This is a genomic window from Aeromicrobium stalagmiti (assembly GCF_013283745.1).
Taxonomy (GTDB): Bacteria; Actinomycetota; Actinomycetes; order Propionibacteriales; family Nocardioidaceae; genus Aeromicrobium; species Aeromicrobium stalagmiti.
The window spans coordinates 247,395-263,567 of sequence record NZ_JABSTZ010000003.1 but is presented as its reverse complement, the minus strand read 5'-3'; the positions used below and the strand labels follow the sequence as shown (position 1 = coordinate 263,567).

15 protein-coding genes are annotated in these 16,173 nt (G+C 68.5%); 7 read left to right on the top strand and 8 right to left on the bottom strand.

Annotated features, from left to right (window positions below):
• Window positions 1-7 precede the first annotated feature (7 nt).
• Window positions 8-712, bottom strand: coding sequence for an LppX_LprAFG lipoprotein (locus tag HQK15_RS13705; RefSeq protein ID WP_173492042.1), 705 nt, complete (start codon window positions 710-712; stop codon window positions 8-10).
• A 4-nt stretch (window positions 713-716) separates the two neighbouring features.
• Window positions 717-3,197, bottom strand: a complete 2,481-nt coding sequence (locus tag HQK15_RS13700; RefSeq protein ID WP_173492041.1) for a DNA gyrase/topoisomerase IV subunit A — start codon at window positions 3,195-3,197, stop codon at window positions 717-719.
• A gap of 99 nt (window positions 3,198-3,296) precedes the next feature.
• Here HQK15_RS13700 and HQK15_RS13695 point away from each other — a divergent pair, with 99 nt between their 5' ends.
• Genes HQK15_RS13695 through HQK15_RS13685 form a run of 3 tightly spaced genes read left to right on the top strand, consistent with a single transcriptional unit; the run spans window position 3,297 to window position 7,662 of the window.
• Window positions 3,297-5,990: a bifunctional acetate--CoA ligase family protein/GNAT family N-acetyltransferase gene (locus HQK15_RS13695; protein ID WP_173492040.1), complete on the top strand. Its 2,694-nt coding sequence runs from the start codon at window positions 3,297-3,299 to the stop codon at window positions 5,988-5,990.
• On the top strand, window positions 5,990-6,556 hold the full coding sequence (locus HQK15_RS13690) for a DUF5998 family protein (RefSeq protein WP_173492039.1): 567 nt from the start codon (window positions 5,990-5,992) through the stop codon (window positions 6,554-6,556). The genes HQK15_RS13695 and HQK15_RS13690 overlap by 1 nt, the downstream gene beginning before the upstream one ends.
• Complete coding sequence (locus HQK15_RS13685) at window positions 6,553-7,662, top strand: alkaline phosphatase family protein (RefSeq protein ID WP_173492038.1); 1,110 nt, start codon at window positions 6,553-6,555, stop codon at window positions 7,660-7,662. Before HQK15_RS13690 ends, HQK15_RS13685 begins: the two co-directional genes overlap by 4 nt.
• 15 nt (window positions 7,663-7,677) lie before the next feature.
• Here HQK15_RS13685 and HQK15_RS13680 read toward each other — a convergent pair whose 3' ends face one another.
• The gene (locus tag HQK15_RS13680) at window positions 7,678-8,097 is read right to left on the bottom strand and encodes a hypothetical protein (protein WP_173492037.1); all 420 of its coding nucleotides are present in this window, start codon (window positions 8,095-8,097) and stop codon (window positions 7,678-7,680) included.
• Between the two features lie 99 nt (window positions 8,098-8,196).
• Here HQK15_RS13680 and HQK15_RS13675 point away from each other — a divergent pair, with 99 nt between their 5' ends.
• Window positions 8,197-8,862: an SDR family NAD(P)-dependent oxidoreductase gene (locus HQK15_RS13675; RefSeq protein WP_173492036.1), complete on the top strand. Its 666-nt coding sequence runs from the start codon at window positions 8,197-8,199 to the stop codon at window positions 8,860-8,862.
• A 209-nt stretch (window positions 8,863-9,071) separates the two neighbouring features.
• Here the strand turns inward: HQK15_RS13675 and HQK15_RS13670 are convergent, their stop codons facing one another.
• Together HQK15_RS13670 and HQK15_RS13665 are read right to left on the bottom strand one after the other, a co-directional pair.
• Window positions 9,072-9,722 (bottom strand): pyridoxamine 5'-phosphate oxidase family protein, encoded by a 651-nt coding sequence (locus HQK15_RS13670; RefSeq protein WP_173492035.1) that lies wholly within the window; start codon window positions 9,720-9,722, stop codon window positions 9,072-9,074.
• Window positions 9,719-10,288 carry a TetR/AcrR family transcriptional regulator gene (locus tag HQK15_RS13665; RefSeq protein WP_173492034.1) on the bottom strand — a complete coding sequence of 190 codons (570 nt, stop codon included), beginning with the start codon at window positions 10,286-10,288 and terminating at the stop codon, window positions 9,719-9,721. The genes HQK15_RS13670 and HQK15_RS13665 overlap by 4 nt, the downstream gene beginning before the upstream one ends.
• A gap of 343 nt (window positions 10,289-10,631) precedes the next feature.
• Between HQK15_RS13665 and HQK15_RS13660 the strand changes: the two genes are divergently transcribed.
• Both HQK15_RS13660 and HQK15_RS13655 read left to right on the top strand, forming a co-directional pair.
• Entirely contained in the window at window positions 10,632-11,075 is a 444-nt protein-coding gene (locus HQK15_RS13660) for a ferritin-like domain-containing protein (protein WP_173492033.1), read from the top strand.
• A 243-nt stretch (window positions 11,076-11,318) separates the two neighbouring features.
• On the top strand, window positions 11,319-12,239 hold the full coding sequence (locus HQK15_RS13655) for a YwqG family protein (RefSeq protein WP_254450996.1): 921 nt from the start codon (window positions 11,319-11,321) through the stop codon (window positions 12,237-12,239).
• Window positions 12,240-12,402: 163 nt separating this feature from the next.
• On the opposite strand, the gene HQK15_RS13650 is transcribed toward HQK15_RS13655, so the two are convergent.
• Both HQK15_RS13650 and HQK15_RS13645 read right to left on the bottom strand, forming a co-directional pair.
• The gene (locus tag HQK15_RS13650) at window positions 12,403-12,726 is read right to left on the bottom strand and encodes a hypothetical protein (RefSeq protein ID WP_173492031.1); all 324 of its coding nucleotides are present in this window, start codon (window positions 12,724-12,726) and stop codon (window positions 12,403-12,405) included.
• A 192-nt stretch (window positions 12,727-12,918) separates the two neighbouring features.
• Window positions 12,919-14,181, bottom strand: a complete 1,263-nt coding sequence (locus tag HQK15_RS13645) for a DUF222 domain-containing protein (protein ID WP_173492030.1) — start codon at window positions 14,179-14,181, stop codon at window positions 12,919-12,921.
• A gap of 144 nt (window positions 14,182-14,325) precedes the next feature.
• On the opposite strand from HQK15_RS13645, the gene HQK15_RS13640 reads away from it, so the two are divergent.
• Window positions 14,326-14,979, top strand: a complete 654-nt coding sequence (locus HQK15_RS13640; protein WP_173492029.1) for a thymidine kinase — start codon at window positions 14,326-14,328, stop codon at window positions 14,977-14,979.
• Window positions 14,980-15,099: 120 nt separating this feature from the next.
• Here HQK15_RS13640 and sepH read toward each other — a convergent pair whose 3' ends face one another.
• Window positions 15,100-16,059: a septation protein SepH gene (gene sepH / locus HQK15_RS13635; protein WP_254450995.1), complete on the bottom strand. Its 960-nt coding sequence runs from the start codon at window positions 16,057-16,059 to the stop codon at window positions 15,100-15,102.
• Window positions 16,060-16,173 lie beyond the last annotated feature (114 nt).

Below are 16,173 nucleotides of genomic sequence, written 5' to 3'. Positions count from 1 at the left end.
GCCGGCCTCAGGGCTTGGTGACGGTGACCGGGGTGTCGGACGTCTTCAGCGTGACGGTGTAGGTGACCTTGCCGCCCTCGGGGTAGAACTGCCCGCTGAGCGTCGCGTCGCGCAGCGTGTCGTCGTCGTCGAGGCGGTAGGTCACGGCGAACGTCTGGTCGGCCGCCGCCGACGGGATGATCGTCGCGACGACGTCACCCGGCAGGGTGCCCTTGACCGTGGTCAGCACGTCCTTGCCGTCGCGGGACTGCCCACCGTCGCTGAGCTTTGTCGTCTTGACCAGGATCTGCGAGATGCCGTCGTCGGTCGACAGCAGGGCCGCCGGGTCGGGGGCCTTGAGGTCCTTGGGGTCGATCGTGGCGAAGTCGGGTGTGAACCCGGTCTTGGCATAGACCTTGCCGTCCACCGCGATGACGTCGGCGCCGATGCTCGCACCGCCGGTGATGACCGTGACCTTGCCGGTGAAGGCCGGGGAGTGGTTGCCCTGGCCCTTGGCCGACAGCAGCCCCGTGATGCCGTCGGGCAGGCTCTTGGTCGCCAGCGAGATGTCGATCGTCTCGGCGTCGTCGAGGGCCGTCTTGGCGGCCGCGAGGCGCTGCTCGAGCTGCTGGGTGTCGCCACCCGTGGAGTCGGACGATTCAGACCCGCCGGTGCACCCGGTGAGGACCAGGGCCGCGGCGAGCAGGGCAGGGATCAGGTGACGGGTACGCACGCGCTCAGTCTTGCACGCCGGGCTGCTCGACACCGGCCACTGCGGGCTGTGACGCCGGCGGCCCCGCCACCGCGAGGATCGGCTGCGCCACCGGCACGCCCGAGCCGTCGCGACGGTCGCTGACCTCGGGCAGGTCGATCGCCGACCCGCTCGTGGCACACGCCATCGGCGCACCGTCGCCGACCCAGGCCAGCAGTAGCCCGTCCTCACCCTTGAGCAAGCGCTGGCAGCGGACGCCGCCGGTCGCGCGCCCCTTGGGCGGATAGATCGCCATCGGGCTGACCTTGACCGCGCCGGTCTGGGTGCCGGGCAGGGCGTCGGCCGAGCCGGCGACCGTGACGACGAAGGCGTTGGCGACGTCGGAGACGACCCCGAACGACACGGCCTTCTGGCCGGGCGCGATCTTGATGCCGGCGACACCGCCGCCGGTGCGACCCTGCGGCCGCACGAGCGAGGCGGAGAAGTAGAGCAGCTGGGCGTCGGACGTCACGAAGGCGAGCTGCTCGTCGCCGGTGGCCAGCATCGCGGCGCCGACGACGACGTCATCGTCCGCGAGCGAGATGAGCTCCCACTTGTCGCGGCCGAGGTGATCGGGCTTGACCCGCTTGACGACTCCCTGGCGGGTGCCGAGCGCGATGCCGGGGCCGGTCTCGTCGAAGGTCATGAGCGCCAGCGCGGGGGAGTCGAGCACCGCGACCTCGCCGAGCGGCAGACCACCCTGCAGGTTGGGCGCGTGCGCGCTGGGCGGCAGGCCGGGCAGCTCGAGCACGCTGATGCGGCGCACGCGGCCGTCGGCCGTGATGACGCCGACCTCGCCGCGCGCCGTCGACCTGACGGCCGACACGATCGTGTCGTGCTTGACCCGTCGGTCGACGTCGCCGAGGGGGGAGTCGTCGGACGTGCGGGCGAGCAGGCCGGTGGCAGACAGCAGCACCCAGCACGGGTCGTCGGCGACCTCGAGCGGTGACGCTGCCGTCGCCGTCTGGCCCGACGACTCGAGCAGGACGGTGCGACGCGGCGTGCCGAAGGTCTGCGCCATCTCGGCCAGCTCGTCGCCGACGACCTTGCGGAGCAGCGTCTCGTCCTCGAGGATCGCGTCGAGGGCCTCGATCGTGCGACGCAGCTCCTCGATCTCCTTCTCGACCTCGATGCGGTCGTAGCGGGTGAGCCGTCCGAGCGTCAGGTCGAGGATGTAGGTCGCCTGGGGGTCGGAGAGGTCGAACACCGACATCAGCCGCTCCTTGGCCTCCGCCCGGTTCTCGCTGGAGCGCACGAGCTGGATGACCTCGTCGATGTCGAGCAGCGCCAGCAGCATGCCCTCGAGCAGGTGGAGCCGGTCGGCGGCCTTGCCGCGGCGGAACGTCGTACGGCGTCGCACGACGTCGATGCGGTGCTGGAGGTAGACCTCGAGCATCTGCTTGAGACCGAGGGTGCGGGGCTGGCCGTCGACCAGGGCGACGGCGTTGATGCCGAACGAGCTCTCCATCGGGGTGCTCTTGAACAGCTGGCCGAGGATCGTCTCGGGGATGAACCCGTTCTTGATCTCGATCACCAGGTTGAGGCCCTTGTGGCGGTCGGTGAGGTTCTTGATGTCGGAGATGCCCTGCAGCTTCTTGGCCTGCACGAGCTTCTTGATCGCCTCGATGACCTTCTCGGGGCCGACGTTGTAGGGCAGCTCGGTGACGACGATGCCCTTCTTGCGCGGCGTGACGTTCTCGATGCGCGTCGACGCCCGCATGCGGAACGAGCCGTTGCCGGTCGCATAGGCGTCGCGGATGCCCTCGAGGCCGACGATCTTGCCGCCGGTGGGCAGGTCGGGCCCGGGGATGAAGCGCATGAGGTCGTCGAGGTCGGCCTTGGGGTTCTTGATTAGGTGTCGCAGCGCCTGGACGACCTCGATCAGGTTGTGCGGGGCGATGTTGGTCGCCATGCCGACCGCGATGCCGCTGGCGCCGTTGACCAGGAGGTTGGGCACGGCCGCCGGGAGCACGACCGGCTCCATCTCGCGCCCGTCGTAGTTGGGCCGGAAGTCGACGGTGTCCTCGTTGATGGAGGCCGTCATCGCCTCTGCGGCGGCATCCATGCGGATCTCGGTGTAGCGCATCGCGGCCGGCGGATCGTCCTGCGAGCCGAAGTTGCCGTGTCCGTCGGCCAGCGGCAGTCGCAGCGACCACGGCTGGACGAGGCGGACGAGGGCGTCGTAGATCGAGCTGTCGCCGTGGGGGTGGAACCGACCCATGGTCTCGCCGACGGGGCGGGCGCTCTTGACGTGGCCGCGGTCGCTGCGCAGGCCCATGTCGTCCATCGTGTAGAGCAGTCGCCGCTGGACGGGCTTGAGCCCGTCGCGGGCGTCGGGCAGCGCCCGGGAGTAGATGACCGAGTAGGCGTACTCGAGGAAGCTGGATCGCATCTCGTCGCCGACGTCGGTGTCGAGGATGTGCTCCTCGAAGTCCTCCTCGGGAGCCTGCTTGCTGGTGCGGGCCATGCCGTCCTCTCCTGGATGCTGCTCGGAGGATCATTTTCCCCCGGACCCACCTGCGGACTCACCCCGCCACGCCGACGGCGGACCCGATAGGTTGGGAGCGTGACCAGCGAGGTGCATCCCGTCGAGCACTGGGAGGCGGACGTCCTGCTCCGGGACGGCCGCGTCGCCCAGCTGCGGCCCATCCTCGAGGCGGACGCCGACCGCTTCGTCGAGTTCTACTCCCGGGTGTCGGAGGAGTCCAAGTACTTCCGGTTCTTCGCGCCCTATCCGACCTTGTCGGCCAAGGACGTCAAGCGCTTCACGAAGGTCGACCACGACCGCCGGGTCGCCTTCGTCGTCACGGTGCACGCCGAGATCATCGGCGTGGGGCGCTACGACGCCGTCGACGCCGACGAGGCCGAGGTCGCGTTCCTCGTCGAGGATGCCCACCAGGGCCGTGGCGTCGGGCAGCTGCTGCTCGAGCACCTCGCACAGGCCGGCCGTGAGCGCGGCATCCGTCGCTTCGTCGCCGACGTGCTCCCGTCCAACGCCCGGATGCAGCAGATCTTCCGCGAGATGGGCTACAAGATCGAGGGCATGATCGAGGACGGCGTGCAGCGCCTGACCTTCCAGATCGAGCCCACCGACATGGCCATCGGCGTGATGCGGGCCCGCGAGCAGAGGGCCGAGGCCGCGTCGATCGAGCGCATCTTCCGGGCCCGGAGCATCGCGGTCATCGGTGCCAGCCGCCGCCAGGACTCCATCGGCCAGGCGATGGTCCGCAACCTCGTGCTGGGCGACTTCTCGGGCAGCGTCTATGCCGTCAACTCCCAGGCCGAGGCCGTCTCGGGCCTGCCGGCCTACAAGCGGGTCCAGGACATCCCGGGCGAGGTCGACGTCGCGATCGTCGCGGTGCCAGCCGACTCGGTCAACGACGTCGTGCTCGACTGCGCCGCCAAGGGCGTCCACGGCCTGATCGTGATCTCGGCCGGCTTCGCCGAGGAGGGCCCGGAGGGACGTCAGCGCCAGCGGGCGCTGCTCGGCCTCAGCCGTTCCTACGGGCTGCGCCTGATCGGCCCCAACTGCCTGGGCATCATCAACACCGCTCCCGACCTGCAGCTCAACGCCTCGCTGTCACCGTCGATGCCCCCGCAGGGACGTGTCGGCTTCTTCTGCCAGTCCGGCGCCCTGGGCACCGCGATCCTCGAGTCGGTGTCGCGCCGAGGCCTCGGCCTGTCGACGTTCGTCTCGGCCGGCAACCGCGCCGACGTGTCGGGCAACGACCTCCTGCAGTACTGGCAGGAGGACGACTCGACCGAGGTCATCCTGCTCTATCTGGAGTCGATCGGTAACCCGCGCAAGTTCTCGCGCATCGCGCGCCGGGTCTCGCGCACCAAGCCGATCGTCGCAGTCAAGTCCGGCCGCTCCACGCAGGGCGTGCCCGTCGGCCACACGGTCGCGCGCACGTCCGCCCCGCAGTCGGCGGTCGACGCGATGTTCCGCCAGGCCGGCGTCATCCAGGTCGACACGCTCGACGAGATGTTCGACGTCGCGCAGCTGCTCGCCCACCAGCCGCTGCCGCGCGGCAACCGCATCTCGATCGTCGGCAACTCCGACGCCGTCGCGCTGATCGTCGCCGATGCCGCCGCCGCGGCCGGCCTGCGGGTCACCGAGCCGGTCTCGCTCGGTGCCGACGCCAACGCCGACGACTTCGAGGTCGCGATCGAGGCCGCGATCGCGAGCCCCGACACCGATGCTCTCGTCGCGGTCTACATCCCGCCGCTCAACACGACCGGCGAGGACGTCGCCAACGTGCTGGCCGCCGTGGGGGAGCAGTCCGACAAGCCGATCGTCTCGACGTTCCTCGGCAGCGAGGGCGTCCCGGTGCTGCTCCGGGTGCCCGACCTGCTGGGCGGCTCGGCCGGACGCGGCTCGGTCCCGTCCTACGCGGCGCCGGAGTCGGCCGTCCGCGCCCTGGCGCGCGTCGTCAACTACGCCGAGTGGGCCGCGCGTGACCACGGCGAGTTCCACCTCGCGATGGACCACCGCACCGGCGACGCGCGAGCCCTGGTGCGCGACGTGCTCAAGGCCGCCCCGCGCGGCGCGATCCTCTCGACCGAGCAGGTCCACACCCTTCTCGCCTGCTACGGCATCGACCTCTGGACCTGGATCAACGTCCACGACCGCCAGGAGGCGATCGACGCGGGGGAGCGGCTCGGCTGGGACGTCGTCCTCAAGGCCGGCAGCGAGCACCTGCGCAGCCGCCCCGACATCGCCCACATCTGGCGCGGCATCGCCGGCCCCAAGGAGATGGGCGAGGCCTGGGACCAGCTGACCGGCTGGACCGGCATGCGCAAGGACACCAAGTTCTTCGTCCAGCGCGTCGCCCCCGAGGGGATCCACGTCTCGTTCAGCGTCACCGAGGACCCGCTCTTCGGCCCGCTCGTCGCGTTCGGCCTCGCCGGCGCCCCGAGCGAGCTGCTGGGCGACCGGTCCTACGGCATCCCGCCGCTCACCGACCTCGACGCCGAGGCCATGATCCGCAACCTGCGGTCGGCGCCGCTGCTCTACGGCTACCGCGGCTCCGAGCCCGTCGATGTCGACGCGTTGCAGGACATCATCGTGCGGCTCGCGGCCATGAAGGACGACCTCCCCGAGATCGCCGAGCTCGACCTCGAGCCTGTCTCGGTGCGCGGCAGCGGCTTCACCGCCCTCAGCGCGCGTGCCAAGGTCATCCCGTCGGCCGACCGCCGGGGTGAGTGGTACGTCCGACGGCTGAGTCAACCGGCCGCGACGGGAGATACGCTGGCGTGATGACCACCGACCAGACGAGTGCCCTGTTCGAAGAGGTCTCCCGCAGCGGCTACTACCCCGAGATCGTGGCCGAGGGCCTGCGTGACGCACTCGCCGGAGAGCTGGTTGCCGGCTACGTCCTGCACCACGAGCCGACGTTCGACCGTGACGAGATCCGTCGTCACATGACGGTGCTGGCGCTCACCACGAGCCGGCTGATCCTCGTGCACACCGACGAGCACCCGGGCGACGACCTGCTGCCGGCGCCCTACACGTCCACGACCTCCGAAGCGGTTGCGCTCAGCCAAGTGCGCTCGGTCGTCGTCACGCGCATGGTGACCTCGAAGTCCAAGCAGCTCGAGGAGGCGCTCCTCACGATCAGCTGGGGCGCTGTCTCGCGGGTCGAGCTCGAGCCGGCGCGGTGCTCCGATCCTGAGTGCGAGGCCGACCACGGCTACTCCGGCAGCCTGACCGGCGACGACTTCTCGCTGCGGCTGGCGGCGGCGGGCGACGGCGGCGCGGCCGTCGAGCGCCTGCTGGGTTTTGCCCGCACCCTGTCGTCGGCCACGACCGGCCGGACCTCATGACGGCAGCGCTGCCGGGCCCCGGGGGGCGGCCCACGATCGACCAGATCATGCCCTCGGTCGGGGCCGCGCTGGGCGTCGACGCCTTCAGCAACACCCTCGGGCTGCCCGAGTCGCCGCGCTACGTCGTGTTCCTGGTCGACGGCCTCGGCCTCGAGCTGCTGCGTGAGCACGCCGACGCGGCGCCCTTCCTGGCCTCGCTGCACAACGTCGAGGACGTCGTGTGCGGCGTCCCGTCCACCACGGTCACGAGCCTGACGTCGCTCGGCACGGGCGTCCGGTCGGGCGAGCACGGGATGGTCGGCTACACGTCACGGGTGCCGGCCACCGGGCAGCGCCTCAACGCGCTCAAGTGGGACCAGCCGCTCGACCCGATGGCGTGGCAGCCCTACCCGACGGTGCTGCAGCGCCTGCAGGACGCGGGCATCTCGGCGACCGCGGTCAACGACGCGAAGTTCGAGGGCACGGGCCTGACGGTATGCAGCCAGCGCGGCGTGCCGTTCCACGGCATCAACTCGGTCTATGAGCGGCTCGACGTCGTCGTCGACGTCATCGAGTCGGCGCCGCGTTCGGTCACCTATGCCTACGAGTCACGCCTCGACCACACCGGCCACGGCAAGGGCTGCACGTCGCAGGAGTGGCGAGCGATGCTCACCACGATCGACACCGAGCTGATGGAGCTGCGCGACGAGCTCCCGCGTGACACGACCCTGATCGTCACGGCCGACCACGGCATGATCGACCTGCCGATGGACAACCGCTTCGACGTCGACACCGAGCCCCGCCTGCTCGACGACGTGACGCTGCTGGCGGGCGAGGCGCGGTTCCGTCACCTCTACACGCGTCCCGGCGCCGAGAGTGACGTCGCGGCTCGTTGGCAGGAGTTCCTCGGCGACCGCGCGATCGTCCGCACCCAGGACGGACTCGAGGACTGGTTCGGACCGATCACCTCCGACGTCCGCGGCCGCATCGGCGACGTCGTCGTGGCATCGACGGGTGACTTCGCGGTGTTCTCGTCGCGCGAGTTCGCCATCGAGCTGAAGATGACCGGGTTCCACGGCTCGGTCACCGACGCCGAGCTGCGCATCCCCGTGCTCGTCGCCAGCTGATCGGCCCTGGACGGATCAGCCCAGCTCCGGGCAGCCGCCGGTCTCCTCGGCCTCACGCACCGACATGGGTGCGGTGTCGTAGGTCGCCCAGGCGCCTGACGCGTTCTCGACGCACAGCTTGAACTCCTGCGCCGACTCGTCGAACCGGTAGCCCGCGACGGTGTTGCCGTCCGACACGGCCAGCTCGGCGTCCTTCATCGTGTCGATCGCGCCAGCGAGGTCGGCCGGATAGCCGTTCTGGAAGTAGTACTGCTCCAGGCCGACCGCGATGCGCTCGACGTCGCCGAGAGCCGAGGTCAGGCCGGCGCTGGCGTCGTCCACGGTGCCGGCGGGTGCCACAGCAGGCGAGTCGTTGCCACATCCGGTCAGCAGCAGGACGGCTGTCGCCGTCAGGGCGAGCAGCACGGGTCGGACGGACGGCAGGGGGAGAGCCATGCGCCCATCCTCCCAGCGGCGACTGGCACACGCCGGATGAGTGATGGATCACGGGTCGGGCCGCGGCATATCTTCGCGCCGCTCGGGTACGCCCTCTTCATGACTACCATCGCGATCATCGGAGCAGGCAAGGGACTCGGGGCAGCCGTCGCCCGTCGATTCGGCGCGGAGGGCTTCGCCGTCGGGCTGATCTCCCGCCACCAGGGACGGCTGGACGCGCTCGCGGCCGAGCTGACCGCCGACGGCGTGCAGGCTCAGGGCTTCGCGGCAGACGTGCGTGACCCGGCGTCGATCGCCGCGGCCCTGGAGCAAGTCACCGAGACGCTCGGACCCATCGAGGTGCTGCAATACAGCCCTCTGCCGCAGAAGGACTTCATGCGGCCGGTGCTGGAGACCACACCCGCCGACCTCGTCGGACCCGTCGAGTTCTCGATCTACGGCCCGGTCGCGGCCGTACACCAGGTCGTCCCGGGCATGCGCTTCCTCGGCGAGAACAAGGGAACGATCCTGTTCGTCAACGGCGGATCGGCCGTCAAGCCGGGCCGCAACGTGACGGGCACCTCGGTGGCCTTCGCGGGGCAGGCCGCCTACGCCGAGCTGCTCCACGAGGTGCTGGGGGAGGAGGGCATCCACGTCTCCCAGCTCATCATCGGTGGCCGGATCATCGACGGCGACGAGGAGAAGGGCCCCGACGTGCTGGCCGAGCACCTGTGGAACCTGCACGTCAAGCGCGACACGTTCCGACAGCAGATCAGCGAGGACTGAGGGCTCACGTAGTGCTGGCGCGGCCTCCGCTGGAAGCGGGGGCCGTGTTCTGCGTTCCGGGACCTAGGGCAAAACGCCCAGATTGGGGAACTTCGCAGGTGCTGCCTACCACCGCAAGTGACGCAACGACGATCCGGGGACTTCGCTGATCGGCGCGACACGGAGGTTCCGTCGATGCTCGAGCGCAGCCTCGATCGGCCACGGTTGAGTCAACTGTTCGAAGCGGCCTTGAGCGATTCGAGTTCTCGCCTGAGCCGGTCGTTGTCGGTCTCGAGCAGCCGCAACCGCTCCTGCATCGGCGCGATCCGTGGGCCGAGCTCGTCGAGGGTGTATCTGGGAGTGATGTGCTGGGGACAGTTCCAGTCGAACGCCTCGATGGTGACGAGCACCATTCGTTCGACGGTGCCGTCGTGACCCGGCACGGTGAGGCGTTGCGCCAGCGCCGGGTCGTCCTCTGCGCGCACCACGCTGGCGCGCCCGAAGATTTTGAGCCTGGAGCGATGCGGGTAGTCGATCGCGATGAGTGCGACCCGGGTGTCCGTGGCGAGGTTGCCGGTGGTGACGTACTGGAGGTTGCCGGCAAAATCGGCCCACCCGATTGTGTGCTCGTCGATGACGCGCACAAATCCGGGCGCGCCACCTCGGTGCTGGACGTACGGCCAGCCGGTCTCGCTGACCGTGGCCAGGTAGAAGCTGTCGCGTGCGGCGAGAAACTCCTGAGCGTCGTCAGAGAGCGCATCGCCGGAGTCCAGCCCGGCACCGCGCGCGACGTGCTTGGCGTAGAACGAGCCACTGCCGTAGGTGTCCTGCACCTCGCGCACGTGATCGGTGAAGGCAATGGATGCGTAGCGCTTGCTCACGAGGTCTCCCTGAGGGTGAGAAGGTCGGGAAGGTCTGCCAGCGTGCTGAGGAACCTGCTCGGGTCGGCAAGCACACGTGAAGCGACGAGCGAGCCCTCGATGCGGGCGAAGGCGTCGACAGCAACGCGATCTGCGTCACGCGGCGCAGCTCCAGCGCGGGTCGCCACGCCTGCCATGGCATCGATCCACGCTTGGGAGAGGCCTCGGGCGTGGGACAACACCTCGTCCGGGGCGCCGTCGAGAGTCATGGTCTCCAGCACGCAGGCGAGCTTGCCGTCGGAGTAGAAAACGGACAGTCGGGAAGCCATCTCGGTGACGTCGGCTGCCGGGTCGCTGCCTGTGACGAGGGGCTCGAGGATGTGCGCGAACTGCCGAGCGACATCGTCAAGCACCGCCAGCGCCATGTCTGCCTTTCCGCCCGGGAAGCGGTGGTACAGGCTCGCCGACCGCAGACCCGCGGCTTCGGACAGCGAGCTCAGTGAGGACGCGCCGTACCCGCTGGAGCGGAAGGTCGCGGTGAGGCCGGCGAGAACGGCGCCGTCGTCAACTGTGCGTGGGCGAGCCATAGAACCATCATTACCGAATGATCGACCAAATACAAGCGGATGCGGGGGAGGGTGTGCAGGCCAGCCTCGAGAACCGCCGAGCGGGGTTCGGTTCGCGGCAAGCCAAGCTGGCGCGCCGCGTCAGCCCTCGGGAGCGGCTTCCTTGCTGTCTGCGGCAGCGATGTCGAGGGGGCCCGCTTCCAGTTCCTCGACGAGCTCGACGAGGCGAGGGTCTCGCATGTCGGTGCCGGCGAAGGCGCAGAGGCCCGAGGAGACTCTGCGCGGTTGCGGGCGCGGTTTGGTGAGCGCACTGGCGGGTACGCCACCGGCAGCAATGCGAAGCCCCCCAAATTCAGGAGCAGACATGTCGGACGACGAGAAGGTCGCCAAGGAACTGGTTGAGACGTTGAAGGACGGCGAGCGCGGATTCGCCAGTGCCGCCGAAAAACTGCGAGACAGCGACCGCGCCGAATGGGCGGAGACGTTGCAGCGACTGTCGGAGCAGCGCGCAGTCTTCTCTCGCGAGATCGTCGACCTGGGTCACCAGTACGACGAGGACGTCGACAAGAGCGGGACAGTCGCCGCTTCACTGCATCGCGGTTGGATGTCTCTGAAGGACGCGCTGACCGGGGATGACGCAGGAAGCGTCCTGAGCGCCGCCGCTACCGGTGAGGATCACGCTGTGTCGGAATACGAGGACGCGCTCAAGCACGACCTCAGCTCCGGCTTCCACGACGTCGTGACTCGGCAGCATGCCGCGGTTGTCGCCGCCCGCGATGAGGTCAAGGCTCTGCAGAACGCCGACTGACGCCAACTTCGCAGGGTAGTCCTGCGCAGCCGACGGGCCTCTCACCAATCACCATGGTGAGAGGCCCGTCCGCGTTTGGCTTGATACGCGCTCATCCAGCGCGCTTGACAAGATCTCTCTCGAAGACGACGTGCAGTCCACTGGTCGATCGGTTGATTGGAACCGAGGTGCACCGATTCGCCGCCCGAAGGCGGTCGCGGCCGGACGTGCGCCGGCCATCAGTCACCGGACCGCCGTGCGCTGATGCAGCAGACTGAGCTTGTGAATGTCTGGAAATGGTGGTCGCGCCGAGGGACTCCAACCGCGCACTCAGTGCCTGACATATTGCCCGAGTGGGACGATGCGCCAGCCGATCTAGCAGAGTTTCGCCACCGGCTGGACGCCGTTGGACTTGCGTCGCATGCTGAGGATTTGGTGGCGTTGGTGCGAAGCAGCGCCAGGCTGGTGCCCGAAGCAGACGTTGACACCGAGGCTCACGGGATCAGTCGCCTCGGCGGCAGACCTGACCTGCCGGCGGGATGCCGGTGGCCCACCGGGGCAAACGGTCCGCTCAGTTTCGTGGCCCAGATCAATCTGGTCGACGCCACGGCTGTCCTTCCACCGGACACGGGGCTGCCTCGTGACGGACTCCTGTCTTTCTTCTACGACGCTGTCACCCAATCGGCTTGGGGGTTCGACCCAAGCGATCATGAGGCATGGACAGTTCTCTACACCGCGGCCGACGAGACGGTTGAGCCACGCGCCTTCCCCTCGGACCTTCCAGAAGAGGGAAGGTTCAGCCCGATAGGTCTCACAGCCGTAGCCGAGCTCACATTTCCTGCGGGCGAGTCCTTTGAGGTGGAGCAGATCGGCATCGCCAACTGGTGGTCGACATACGGCCGCGTACTAGGCAACGGCGAAGGGTCGATAAACCGCCTACTGGGAAACCCGGATCCCGTTCAGGGCGACATGCAACGGGAGTGCCAACTTGCAAGCAACGGGATCTATTGCGGCGGCGGCAACTACACCGCCGAGCCGGAGGCGCAAGAACTTCTTCCTGGATCGGCCGACTGGAGACTGTTGCTCCAGGTCGACAGCTTCGAAGAGGAAGCCGGAATGATGTGGGGTGACGTCGGACGTCTCTACTACTGGGTCACCGAGCACGACCTGCGCTCCCACGAGTGAAGCAACGCCTGGATGATCCTGCAATGTGGCTAGGCGGGCGAGCTTCGGCGCGAAGCGCTCGCAGTCGCTAGGCAGGTCAGACCTGCGTCAAATCACCGCCTGATATGCATCAGCAACGCCCTTGCCCTCACCGAGTTCGGCAACGATGTGAACACATCGGTCGCTAGTACCCAGCGAGAAATTGATTTGCTCCGTCGTAGCTCGTGTAGAACTGCGAACCGTCCTCTCGTGTGCAGAACACATCGTTGTCCCAGTTGTCGTCGTAGGACGTGACGTCGGCGCATTTGCCCGCGGGGGGAGTGAGTGACTGCTCTTGCTCGTACTCACGCTGCTGCCGCTCAAAATCTGCAGGGGGACCGGTGGGCTCTGGTTCCTCATAGCGCCGATCAGATGGCGTGTAGTCATCCTCTAGCGTTGCGCTGGACAGGTCGCAGCCGACTAGGAAGGGGGATGCGGCGAGAAGTAGGGCGACGGCTAGCTGGCGCATGTGCGGCAGCCTATGAGTCACCGGTGATCATCGGAGTCCGAATCGAGAACTTCGTCTGCTTTCAGAGAAGTAGTTTTCGAGACGTTTCCGAGCGAAGCGGATGATGCGCCCTGCGTCTTTTCACCGCCACTGTCGCGCAACCTGAGGAAGGACACGCAGCGTCCACCCAGACGTCCGATGGGCGAGCCCGGCTCAAGCCGGTAAGTAGTCGCTCAAGCAGACGGGCTCTTCGTCGAGCGGCCACCAGTCGATCAGCAGGTCGTCGAAGTCGATCGGCGTGCGGTCCCAGTCCGCGATGGGTAGCGGGTCAGGGAAGCGTGAGTAGGTGTGCCCGGTGCGTGTGGTCCATTCGAAGACTCCGGGCGAGGGTTGTCGCAGGGTCAGCTGGCCTTCGGTCTTGAGGTTGTGGGCGCGACGATTGAGAGGCCCGGTGTTGGCAGCGCTGGTGTCGGCGGGCCAAGGGGCGCTGTGGTCGGTGTCGCAGAGCCGGGCTGGCACCGAGCTGGTCGGGAAGACCGAGGTGCCGTCGCGAAACTCGAGGACCTGCTCGAGTCGAGCGGGCGCGAAGCGTCCCAGCCAGGTAACGGTGAGCAGGTTGCCGATGTCATCGGTGACCAGGCGATAGAGCAGGCTCGTCTCGTCTGCCATCGCCGCGCTGATGATGTGGGCGGGAATGGTGGCTGATCGGTCGGACAGCTCGCCGGGTGCGTCGCTGAACCCCATCAGCGACGACAGGGGAACGGTGATGCCGATGATCGCCCGAAACCCCAGCCCGCCCTCACGACGGTCGAGCAGGGTGTCGACGAGCAGGTCGGTGCGGGCCTGGTCGATGGTGCGATCATCGTCGGCCGGCAGGCCGTGGGCCGCCTTGGAGAGGCTCTGCATGATCGCCGCGGCGTCGGACGACGCGAGGTCGGCCGACAGCCGGGTCATCCCGTCGCCCAGCGGCTTGAGAGCGACCTTGCGGTCGCGGTGTGCGATCTGGTGCCGCCGGAGCGACTCGCCGGACTCCGTGCGCTCGACCCATCGGTCGAGCCATCTGGTCACCTGGCCCGGCGTGAGCCGGCCGGCGTGATCGACGGCGACATCGTCGAGCCGGGCGACCGACTCCGGGTGGACCAACCGGGTCGCGGCGCGGTCGATGGCGTGGACGTGGGTGGTGCCGAGTTGTCCGTCGTGCCAGGCCTGCCACACCTGCGGCATGGTCGACCGCAGACGCCTGGCGCGAGCGACGTGACGCTCGATCGTCGGGACGGGCAGCGTCATCGCCAGCGACAGCTCGTGCACGGCGGAGTCGACGCGGCGGCGTCCGCGGGCTTCTCCGCCGTCGCGTTCGCCGGCGTCGCGCGCCCGGTCGACGTAGTTGAGCATCTCTTCGGCCTCGGCCGCCTCCAACGAGGCGAGGGCTTGACGACGCACGACGATCTGATCGATCGTGTCGCGGTCGTCCAGCACTTGATTCTCCCTGCCATTGCCGTCTTTCTTCTACTCTATGGGCAGGGTCTGACAGTCGTTCTGGGCAACGCACAGGGTCCGTTGGCCGGGAACACGAGGGCTCCGTGTCGGAGGGTAGCCAGCCTCGACCGATAGCCTTAGGGTGTGGCAGACCTCAACTTCTACAGCGGCACGATGGACTGCGGCAAGAGCACCCTGGCGCTGCAGATGGACCACAACCATCGCGCCCGAGGTCGGGTGGGCCGCGTGTTCACCTCGCACGACCGGGCCGGCACGGCGACGCTGTCGAGCCGCCTCGGTCTGTCGGTCGAGGCGATCGAGGTCGACGACTCGTTCCACTTCTGGCAGTTCACCGTCGACGAGCTCACCCAGGGTGGCCGCATCGACTACTTCGTGTGCGACGAGGCGCAGTTCTACACCGTTGACCAGATCGACCAGCTCGCCAAGATCACCGACGAGCTGTCGATAGACGTGTTCGCCTTCGGCATCCTCACCGACTTCCGCACCCAGCTCTTCCCGGGCTCGCTGCGCCTGATCGAGCTCGCCGACCGGGTGCACACATTGCAGGTCGAGGCGCTGTGCTGGTGCGGCGAGCGGGCCACGCACAACGCCCGCACCGAGGACGGCGTCATGGTCACCGAGGGCGAGGTCATTGTCGTCGGTGACGTCGACGACCCGGACCGGCCGGTGCCCCAGGTCGGCTACGAGGTGCTGTGCCGCCGGCACCACCGTCGCCGCATGACCGCGGCGACCGCCAAGGCCGCAGCGATGTCGCCGGACGTCCTGCCGTTCGCCTGAGAGTGGCTAGCTGTTGGGCTAGCTCACTCCACGCCGCGGGCCTTCAGGCCTGCGTGGTCTCGACAGTCTGGCGGCTTCGCCGCGGGACGCGCGACCTGTCGAGGAGCTCGTTCGCAGAGCTCACTCGTCCTTGCCGAACATGATCTCGTCCCAGCTGGGGACGCGGCGACGCTCGTGACGCTTCTTGCGGGGGCCCATCGTGTCGGGCACCGCGACGTCGTGCTCGAGGGAGTCCTCGAAGTCGTCGGCCTCGATCTCGGCCTCGGGCACCTCGGCGGCAGCCTCGGTCTCCTCGAGCGCGAGCTGCTCGAGGGCGCGACGGTCGCGGGCCTCCTTGAGCGACGAGACGGCGCTGAGCGCCTCCTGCTCGACGGTCTCGATCGGGTCGGGGATCTCCACGGCCGGGACTTCGGGGGCGGGAGCAGCCGCAGCAGGCGCCTCGACATCGCGCTCGGGCGCGCGCACCGCGTCGGCGATTGCCATGTCGGCGGAGTCGGGCAGCGCGACGTCGCCGACCAGGTCGTGGGCGAACTCGTCGGCCGGCACGACGTAGCGGCTCTTGACGTCAAACAGGAACGTGGCGGGGTGCGCGTGGCCCTGCGGGGTCACCAGGACCGTCCAGCGGCCGTCTTCACGACGCCACGAGTCCCACGTGGCGTCTTCGGGCACGCCGCCGTCGTTGGCGATGTTCTCGGCGACGAGGGTGCCGAGCAGCACGCCGGCACCGCCGATGTGCTTGCGACGGATCGAGGTCTTGCGGGCCTGCTCGCACATGAACTCGCGCTCGGCGAGGACGGGGCCGGCGAAGCCGTCGATCTGCGCGACCGGGACACCGGCGGAGTCGGCGACCGACTGCGGTGACTCGCCGCGGCGGATGCGGGTCTGGATGTCGCGCGGGCTGAGTGAACTTTCCATGCGGATCTCCAACTGGCCGGAGGTGCTCCCAGAGTGGGACGTCTTGCCGATCAGGGAAGTGAGGCGGTGATCAGCAGGGATGCGGTACTGGTGGCCGGTGGTGAGATCGCGCGCGATGAGGAACCGTCTGTCCTCGCTCAATCCCTGAAGATCGAGATCACGCATGTCATCGCCTCCGACGTGGACGACTCCGCGTGGGCGTTCACACGAAGCTTGCACTCAATCGTAGGCGGGCGGTGGTCGAATGAGTCGCGACGCGCCGAGACGCGATAGCGTCGT